The sequence below is a fragment of the Bradyrhizobium sp. genome, assembly GCF_049691595.1.
Lineage (GTDB): Bacteria > Pseudomonadota > Alphaproteobacteria > Rhizobiales > Xanthobacteraceae > Bradyrhizobium.
The window spans coordinates 1-8869 of record NZ_JBAVNZ010000014.1; the positions used below are offsets into that span (position 1 = coordinate 1).

General features: G+C 64.1%; 7 protein-coding genes and 1 pseudogene. 5 read left to right on the forward strand and 3 right to left on the reverse strand.

What is annotated here, in order from left to right; genetic code table 11:
- Window positions 1-207: 207 nt before the first annotated feature.
- On the reverse strand, window positions 208-987 hold the full coding sequence (locus tag WCE35_RS00505) for an enoyl-CoA hydratase-related protein (RefSeq protein ID WP_424591395.1): 780 nt from the start codon (window positions 985-987) through the stop codon (window positions 208-210).
- A 188-nt stretch (window positions 988-1175) separates the two neighbouring features.
- On the opposite strand from WCE35_RS00505, the gene WCE35_RS00510 reads away from it, so the two are divergent.
- From WCE35_RS00510 to WCE35_RS00520, 3 genes and pseudogenes are all read left to right on the forward strand, one after another.
- Window positions 1176-2450 carry an acyl-CoA dehydrogenase family protein gene (locus tag WCE35_RS00510; RefSeq protein ID WP_424591396.1) on the forward strand — a complete coding sequence of 425 codons (1275 nt, stop codon included), beginning with the start codon at window positions 1176-1178 and terminating at the stop codon, window positions 2448-2450.
- A 77-nt stretch (window positions 2451-2527) separates the two neighbouring features.
- On the forward strand, window positions 2528-3568 hold the full coding sequence (locus WCE35_RS00515; RefSeq protein ID WP_424591397.1) for an alpha/beta hydrolase: 1041 nt from the start codon (window positions 2528-2530) through the stop codon (window positions 3566-3568).
- A 54-nt stretch (window positions 3569-3622) separates the two neighbouring features.
- Window positions 3623-3753 (forward strand): annotated as a pseudogene (locus WCE35_RS00520) (acyl-CoA dehydrogenase); the annotation flags it as partial.
- 158 nt (window positions 3754-3911) lie between these two features.
- Here WCE35_RS00520 and WCE35_RS00525 read toward each other — a convergent pair.
- Together WCE35_RS00525 and WCE35_RS00530 are read right to left on the reverse strand one after the other, a co-directional pair.
- Window positions 3912-5492: a fatty acid--CoA ligase gene (locus WCE35_RS00525; RefSeq protein ID WP_424591398.1), complete on the reverse strand. Its 1581-nt coding sequence runs from the start codon at window positions 5490-5492 to the stop codon at window positions 3912-3914.
- 195 nt (window positions 5493-5687) lie between these two features.
- Entirely contained in the window at window positions 5688-6560 is an 873-nt protein-coding gene (locus tag WCE35_RS00530) for an SDR family oxidoreductase (RefSeq protein WP_424591399.1), read from the reverse strand.
- A gap of 105 nt (window positions 6561-6665) precedes the next feature.
- Here WCE35_RS00530 and WCE35_RS00535 point away from each other — a divergent pair, with 105 nt between their 5' ends.
- Together WCE35_RS00535 and WCE35_RS00540 are read left to right on the forward strand one after the other, a co-directional pair.
- Window positions 6666-7478 (forward strand): crotonase/enoyl-CoA hydratase family protein, encoded by an 813-nt coding sequence (locus WCE35_RS00535; RefSeq protein ID WP_424591400.1) that lies wholly within the window; start codon window positions 6666-6668, stop codon window positions 7476-7478.
- A gap of 18 nt (window positions 7479-7496) precedes the next feature.
- Window positions 7497-8869 (forward strand): acyl-CoA synthetase (locus WCE35_RS00540; protein WP_424591401.1); only part of this gene is annotated, 1373 nt, incomplete at its 3' end.

Genomic DNA, 8869 nt, shown 5'->3' on the forward strand with positions numbered 1-8869 from the left:
ATGGACAAGCTCGCCGTCGATCAGCCGAATTACGCGTCGTACAAGCGGGAGCTGGAGATAAAATGATAGCTGCTCGTTCCCCGGATGCTGCGCAGCGCGCCGCCCTTGCGGCGTGGTGCGCTGCTGATCCGGGGTCCAGCGGCGTGGGTCCCGGCTCTGCGGCGCATCGTCGAAGGGACGCTGCACCGCGTCCGGGACACGAGACCCTTACTTCCCCAGCCACTTCGGTTGGCGCTTTTCGGCGAACGCTTTTGGTCCCTCGATATAGTCCTGCGACGCCGCCATCGCCTTTACCGCCGGATACTCGCGCTGTTCCGATATCGCCTGTTCCAGCGACACCGCGAGGCCGCGCTGGATCGCCTGCTTGGAGGCGCGGATCGACATCGGCGAGTTCTTGCAGATCGTCTCGGCCCAGCGCTCGGCGGCGGCGAGCGCTTCACCCTGTGGCACCACTTCGTTGACGAAGCCGAGCTCAAGACCTTCCCTGGCGCTGACATGGCGCGCGGTGAGGATCATGCCCATGGCGCGTTTCAATCCGATCTGCCGCGGCAGCCGGTGCACGCCACCGGCGAGCGCGGCGAGGCCGACGCGCGGTTCGGGCAGCGCGAAGGTGGCGTTTTCGGAGGCGATGATGAGGTCGCAGGCCAGCGCGATTTCAAATCCCCCGCCCATCGCGACGCCATTGACGGCGGCGATGATCGGCTTGTCGCAGTCGAAGCGCGAGGTCAGGCCGGCGAAGCCGCCCTTGTCCCAGCCGCGTTTTCCCCCCGCCGCCTGCCATTTCAGATCGTTGCCGGCGCAGAACGCCTTGTCGCCGGCGCCGGTGACGATCGCCACCCATTGCGCGAGATCGGCGGAAAAGCCGTCGAACACCTTGTTGAGTTCGAAATGCGCGTCGGTATGCAGGGCGTTATACACTTCCGGCCGCGACAGCGTCACGATCGTGATCGGGCCCTTGCGCTCCACTTTGGAGAATTTCAGATCCATGTTTGCTCCCGTCGTTTTTTCTGTGGCGAGGAATTTTGGCGCTCACCCGCCGTTCGATCCCATCCAATTACGCAACCGGCCTGCGCGTCACAAGCGATATTCCATTGCTTGACTTGACCGGGAGCTTGTCACCTTAATCGATGGCCAATCGACCAACGCAATAAACGCTACTTTCGGGAGAGACTGCCTTGGATTTTGCATTGCCGGCCGAACTGGTCGCCTATCTCGACGAACTCGATCGCTTCATCGCCCGCGAGATCAAGCCGCTGGAAGCGGCCGACGACAACATCCGTTTTTTCGATCATCGCCGCGAATGGGCGCGCACCGATTTCGACAAGGGCGGCCTGCCGCGGCAAGAGTGGGAAGCGCTGCTGCGCAAGGCAAAAAACCTCGCCGATGCCGCCGGTCACCTGCGCTTTGCGATCCCGAAGCGCTATGGCGGCAAGGATGGGTCCAACCTCTGGATGGCGGTGATCCGCGAGCATTTCGCCGCCAGGGGACTCGGCCTGCACAACGATTTGCAGAACGAGCATTCGATCGTCGGCAATCTGCCCATCGTGACCATGCTCGACCGCTACGGCCGCGACGACCAGAAGGCGATGATCGACGGCTCGATCACCGGAAAGTACCGCATCACCTTCGGCCTGACCGAACCCGAGCATGGCTCGGACGCTACCCATATGGCAACCAAAGCGGCGCCTGCGACCCGCGACAACGTCAAGGGCTGGGTCATCAACGGCGAGAAGATGTGGACCACCGGCATGCATGTGGCGACGCATTGCGCGCTGTTTGCCCGCACCAGCGGCAACGACGGCGATGCGCGCGGCATCACCTGTTTCCTGGTGCCGGCCAGGACCGAGGGCGTGAAGGTCGAGGAGTATATGTGGACCTTCAACATGCCCACCGACCATCCCCGCGTCAGCTTTACCGACGTGTTCGTGCCCGACGATGCGCTGTTCGGCGAAGTCGGCCGCGGCCTGTCGCTGGCGCAATGCTTCGTGCATGAAAACCGTATCCGGCAGGCGGCAAGTTCGCTGGGGGCCGCGGTCTACTGCATCAACGAGAGCGTCAAATATGCGCGCGAGCGAAAACCGTTCGGCAAGGCGCTGGCGGAGAACCAGGCGATCCAGTGGCCGCTGGTGGAACTCGCGACACAGGCCGAGATGCTGAGGCTATTGATCCGCAAGACCGCGTGGGAGATGGACCGGCTCACCCAGGCCGAGGTCGAGCACACGCTCTCGGACAAGGTCTCGATGTGCAATTTCTGGGCGAACCGGCTGTGCTGCGAGGCCGCCGACCGCGCCATGCAGGTGCATGGCGGCATGGGCTATTCGCGCCACAAGCCGTTCGAGCACATCTACCGCCACCACCGCCGCTACCGCATCACCGAAGGCAGCGAGGAAATCCAGAAGCGGAAGGTGGCGGGATTTCTGTTCGGCTACATGGGTGCGGGCAAGCATTAGAGCATTCAGGACAGCGGGCCCGCGGAGGTGTACGATCCCTCAGGCCCGCGCAAGAACGCAGGAAATGGGAGGCGGAATTGAAGCAACTCGGAATGGCAATGGGATTCGTGCTCTCGGCAATTTTCGGCACGTCGGCATTGGCGCAGACGCCGCAGCTCGTGACCGAGGAGATGATGGTCAAGACCGGCGATCCCGGCATCGAAATCTACGTGCGCAACAAGCGGCCGGCCAACATGTCGAGCTTCCGGCCCGAGCAGACGGTGCTGTATGTCCACGGCGCCACCTATCCGTCCGAAACCGCCTTCGATCTCAAGCTCGATGGCCTGTCCTGGATGGAGTATATGGCCTCACGCGGCTACGATGTCTGGCTGCTCGACCTGCGCGGCTATGGCAAGTCGACCCGTCCGCCGGAAATGAGCGACAAGGCGGAAGCCAACGGGCCGATCGTGCGCGGAGAAACCGCGGTCAAGGACATCGGCTCGGCCGTCGATTTCATCCTGCAGAAGCGCAACATCCCGCGGCTGAACCTGTTGGGCTGGTCGTGGGGCACCACGCTGATGGCGACCTACACCACGCAGAATGCCAACAAGGTCGAGCGTCTGGTGCTGTATGCGCCGGCCTGGATCCGGCAGACGCCGTCGCTGGTGCAGGGCGGCCCGGGCAAGCTCGGAGCCTACCGGATGGTGACGCGCGAGCAGGCCAGGGAGCGTTGGTACACCGGCGTGCCGGACGACAAGAAGGCCTCGTTGATCCCGGCCGGCTGGTTCGATGCCTGGGCGGACGCGACCTTTGCTACGGACCCCGTCGGCGCGCAGATGTCGCCGCCGGTCGTGCGCGCGCCGAACGGCGTGATCCAGGACAGCGCGGACTTCTTCGGCGCTGGCAAGCCGTACTACGATCCCGCGAAGATCACGGTGCCGACCCTGCTGATTCACGCCGAGTGGGACAGGGACACGCCGCCCTACATGGCGCAGGGGCTGTTCCCGCTGCTGGTGAATTCGCCGGGCAAGCGTTACGTGGCGCTCGCGGAGGGCACCCACAGCATCATCATGGAGAGGAACCGGCTAAAACTGTTCGAGGCCGTGCAGGCATTCCTTGATGAGGCGAAGCGGTCGTAGCGGGATCGCCGTGAAAGGTTCGACAGGTGGGAGAGAGCACGTTGCGATGCTCGTTCCCGGTCCGCGCCGTACGAGCACATCTACCGCCACCGCCGCCGCTACCGCATCACCGAAGGCAGCGAGGAAATCCAGAAGCGGAAAGTGGCGGGATTTTGTTCGGCTATATGGGGGCGGGGAAGCATTGAGGGGGGGCGCCCTCCATCACGTCGTCCCGGCGAACGCCGGGACCCATAACCACAGGGCATGGTTTGAGGCTCGCTGGCCAAACAAGGTAATTAAAACTTCCCATATCACGAACGTCACGGCGTATGGGTCCCGGCGTTCGCCGGGACGACGAGGAGGATCAATTCACCTGCCGATCCTTCCCCACCCAATAGGGATCACGCAAATTTCGCCGCAAGATCTTGCCGGAAGGATTGCGCGGCAACGCGTCCAGGAAATCCACCGTCTTCGGTGTCTTGAAGCCCGCGATGCGCTCGCGGGTGAAGTTGATGATGTCGGCCGACGTCGCCTGCTTGCCCGGCTTCATCACCACGACGGCCTTGACCGCTTCGCCCCATTGGTCGTCGGGGATGCCGATCACGGCGGCTTCGGCCACGTCGGGGTGATCGCAGATCGCGCTCTCGACTTCGGCCGGATAGATGTTCTCGCCGCCGGAGATGATCATGTCCTTGATGCGGTCGTGGATGTAGAGATAGCCGTCTCTGTCCATGTATCCGGCATCGCCGGTGCGCAGCCAGCCGTCGGCGCCGAGCGTCTTTGCGGTCGCCTCCGGCAGGTTCCAGTAGCCGACCATGTTGGAGCCGGAACGGGTGGCGATCTCGCCGACCTCGCCGGGCGGCAGTTTGTTGCCGTCGGCATCGAGGATCGCGAGCTCAACGCCGGGCATCGCCTTGCCGGCCGAGCGCATGCGGTCGAGCCCCTCGATGTGATCCTCAGGCGGCAGCGCGACGATGGTGCCGGTGGTCTCGGTCATGCCGTACATCTGCACAAAACCGCATTTGAACACCTCGATGCACTCCTTCAGCAGAGCCGCCGGGATCGGCGAGGCGCCATAGAGCATGTATTTCAGCCGCGAGAAATCGACCTGCCGGGCGCGCGGCTGCCGCACCACGAACTGCATCGCGGCCGGCACCATGAACAGTTTCGTGATCCCGGACTGCTCGAAGAAATCCAGCACTTTGGTCGGATCGAACTCGCGCGCGATCACGCCCTTGGCGCCGTGATAGAGGCCCATCACGCCCCAGCCGGAGCCGCCGATGTGGAAGATCGGCATCGCCACCAGCGAGACGTCGTCGGTCGTCCATGTGTTCCATTCGGGCTTTTCGGCCTCGCTGCCGGTCTGGACCAGATTGAGGAAGTTGGCGTGCGACAGCATCGCGCCCTTGGGCTTGCCGGTGGTGCCCGAGGTGTAGAGCTGGATCGCGATGTCCTTCGGACTGATCGGAACCCTGGGGTCCTTGCCGCTCTGCGCGTCGCGCCACGCCGCAAAATCCTGCCATTCGCCCGCGCCGCCCTCGGTCGTGATCACGGTGCGCAGATTTGGCAATTGCGCCTTGATGTTGCGGACCTGGGTGATGAACTCAGGTCCAGCGAACAAGACCGGCGCCCTGCAGTCGTCGACGATGAAGGCGACCTCGGGCCCGGCCAGCCGCCAGTTCACCGGCGCCATCACCACATTGGCCTTGATCGCGCCCAGCAGGAGCTCGAAATAGATGTCGCTGTTCTTGCCGAGATAGGCGATGCGCTCGCCCGGCCTGACACCCATCGCCAGCAGCGCGTTGGCGACGCGATTGGTGTTGATGTCGAACTCGGCAAAACTGGTCTGGCGTCCCTCGAATTCATAGGCCAGCGCATGGCCGCGGCTGTTCGCGCGGTCACGCACCATGTCGGCGAGGTTTGTCAGTTGTTGTGAGGTGGACATGTTGGTCCCGTGGGTATCTTGTCTTGGTTGCGCGCAGTTTGGCGTCAACTCCAGTTAAAGACAATACGGCATCGTCGTCCCTGCGAAAGCAGGGACCCATACGCCGCGGCCCATCAGTAAGGCGATGGGGTTAGTTGCCTTCGTAACAATTGATGCTGGTGGTTATGGGTCCCGGCGTTCGCCGGGACGACAATGTCACCCCCTCGCGACCCGGTCCTTCTCGTTCTGCGCCTTGATCGAGTCGCGCGCCTTGTTCCAGTCGTCATCGCTCCAGTCGCGCAACTGATAGAAGTTGCCGCCCGTCGCCAGCGCCTGGGCGCCGTCCATCGCGATGGTCTCGCCGTTGATCCAGTCGCAGCCGCCGGAGATCAGGAACACCGCGAGATTCTGCAGTTCCTCCATGGTGCCGACGCGGCCCATGGGATTCATCGCCCTGGTGCGCGCGCCAGCCTCGTCGCCGGGCTTGATGCGCTTGCTCATGCCCTCGGTCGGGATTTCGCCGGGCGCGATGGTGTTGAGGCGGATGCCGTATTTTCCCCATTCGACCGCCAGCGACATCGTCATGGCATGGATCGCGGATTTGCTCATCGCCGAGGGCACCACATAGGGCGAACCGTTGCGCACCCAGGTCACGGTGATCGACACCACATTGCCGCGCTGTTTGGCGGCGATCCAACGCCGTCCCACCGCATGCGTCACGTAGAAGGTGCCGTGCATCACGATGTTGGCGACCGCATCGAAGCCGCGCGGGCTGAGCTCCTCCGAGCGCGAGATGAAATTGCCGGCGGCGTTGTTGATGAGATCGGTGAGCGGGCCGCCGGTCCAGATCGCTTCGATCATCTCGTCGACGGCCATGGCGTTGCGGATATCGACGCCATGGCTGACCACGCGTCCGCCGTGCAGATCCATCAACTCGGTCGCGGTCTCGTCGCAGACGCTCTTGCGGCGGCCGCAGATATGGACCTCGGCGCCCAGCCCGAGAAACCGCGCGGCCATCGATTTGCCGAGGCCGGTACCGCCGCCGGTCACCAGAATGCGCCGCCCGGCGAGAAGCTGATCGTTGAACATCGTTTCCACCCCAAGCGTTTGTCTGTTAATTGGTCGGGTGACTAGAACCGGATGACGGCCTTTCTGTAAAGCGGCAACCGGGAATAAGGGTGGAGGAACAATCCGATGGAGCAACGCGTCTCGATATCGATTTCGGACGGTATCGCCGATGTCCGCCTGGTGCGGGCTGACAAGATGAACGCGCTGGATGCCGCGATGTTCGACGCGCTGGTGGCTGCCACCGAGCGGCTCGGCAAGGAAAGCAGCGTGCGGGCGGTAGTATTGTCCGGCGAGGGGCGTTCGTTTTGCGCCGGTCTCGACATGGGACGCTTCGCGGCCATGAAGGAAACGGGCGGTGACGGGATCGACGGCGGGGAAAAGCGCGACCTTTCGGTCCGTACTCATGGGCTCGCCAATTATCCGCAGCAGGCGGTGTGGGGCTGGCGCCGGCTTCCGGTGCCCGTGATCGCCGCAATCCACGGCGTGGCGTTCGGCGGCGGTTTCCAGCTCGCGCTCGGCGCCGACATGCGCCTGCTCAGCCCCGACGCGCGGATGTCGATCATGGAGATCAAATGGGGCCTGGTGCCGGACATGGCGGGCACGCCGATCCTGGCGAGCCTCGTGCGCGACGATATCTTGCGCGAGCTGACCTACACCGGGCGGATCTTTTCGGCGCAGGAAGCCCTGAGCTACGGGCTTGCGACAAGAATTTGCGACGATCCGCGCGCCGCCGCCTTCGAGATCGCGCGCGAGATCGCCGGCAAGAGCCCCGACGCGATCCGCGCCGCCAAGCGGATGTTGAACAATCTCACGGTCGACCCGGGGCCGGCGCTGCTCGCCGAGTCGGTGGAGCAGATGAAACTGATGGGCAGCGCCAACCAGATCGAGGCGGTCCGCGCCAATATCGAGAAGCGCCCGCCGCGCTTCGCGGACGCTTAGCGCCTCGTACTGTCATCAATGACCGATACCTCACCCCTGTTCCTCGGCATCATCAGCGGCGAGCGCCGGCGCGACCACGCCGAGGTCGCCGATCGCGCCGGCCGCATCGCCGGCGGATTGCACGCGCTCGGCGTCGGGCCGGGCGACAGTGTCTGCCTGCTGATGCGCAACGATATCGCCTTCATCGAGGCGGCCTTCGCCGCGATGCGGCTCGGCGCCTACGGCGTGCCGGTCAATTGGCATTTCAAGCCGGAAGAAATCAACTATGTGCTGAAGGATTCCGGCACCTCGGCGCTGATCGCGCATGCCGACCTGCTGCATCCGTTGCGCGAGGCGATCCCGGCCGGGGTCACCGTGCTGAGCGCGCCGACGCCGCCGGAAATTCTGGCCAATTACAACATCGATCCCGATCACCTGGCGACCCCGGATTTCGCGATCGATCTGGAGTGCTGGCTCAAACGATATCCGCCCTATGATGGGCCCGCGGTGCCGCAGCCGCAGAACATGATCTATACCTCCGGCACGACCGGCCACCCCAAGGGCGTTCGCCGCGCCGCGCCGACGCCGGAACAGACCGCCCATGCCGAACGCATGCGCGCGATGATCTATGGCCTCAAGCCCGGAGCCCGCGCGCTGCTGCCGGGCCCGCTCTATCATTCCGCGCCGAACTCGTTCGGCCTGCGCGCCGGCCGCCTCGGCGGCGCACTGGTGCTGATGCCGCGCTTCGAGCCCGAGGAATTCTTGCGGCTGATCCAAGAGCAGAGCATCGACACCATCTTCATGGTGCCGACCATGTTCATCCGCCTGATGAAGCTGCCGGAACCGATCCGCCGCCAATACGACATGTCGTCGCTGCGTCACGTCATCCACGCCGCTGCGCCCTGTCCACCCGACGTCAAGCGCGCGATGATCGAATGGTGGGGACCGGTGATCCATGAATTCTATGGCTCCACCGAATCCGGCGCGGTCACCTTCGCCAGTTCCGAGGACGCGCTGAAAAAGCCCGGCACCGTCGGCCGGATTTCGCCGGGCGCGGAGCTGCGTTTCATCGGCGATGACGGCAGGGTGCTGCCGCAAGGCGAGATCGGCGAAATCTATTCGCGCATCTCGGGCAATCCGGATTTCACCTATCACAACAAGCCGGAAAAGCGCGCCGAGATCGAGCGCGACGGGTTCATCACCTCGGGCGACGTCGGCTATATCGACGAGGACGGCTATGTCTTCATCTGCGATCGCAAGCGCGACATGGTGATCTCGGGCGGCGTCAACATCTATCCCGCCGAGATCGAGGCCGCGCTGCATGCGCTTCCCGGCGTGCACGATTGCGCGGTGTTCGGCATTCCCGACCAGGAATTCGGCGAGGCGCTGCTGGCGGTGCTGGAGCCGCAGGC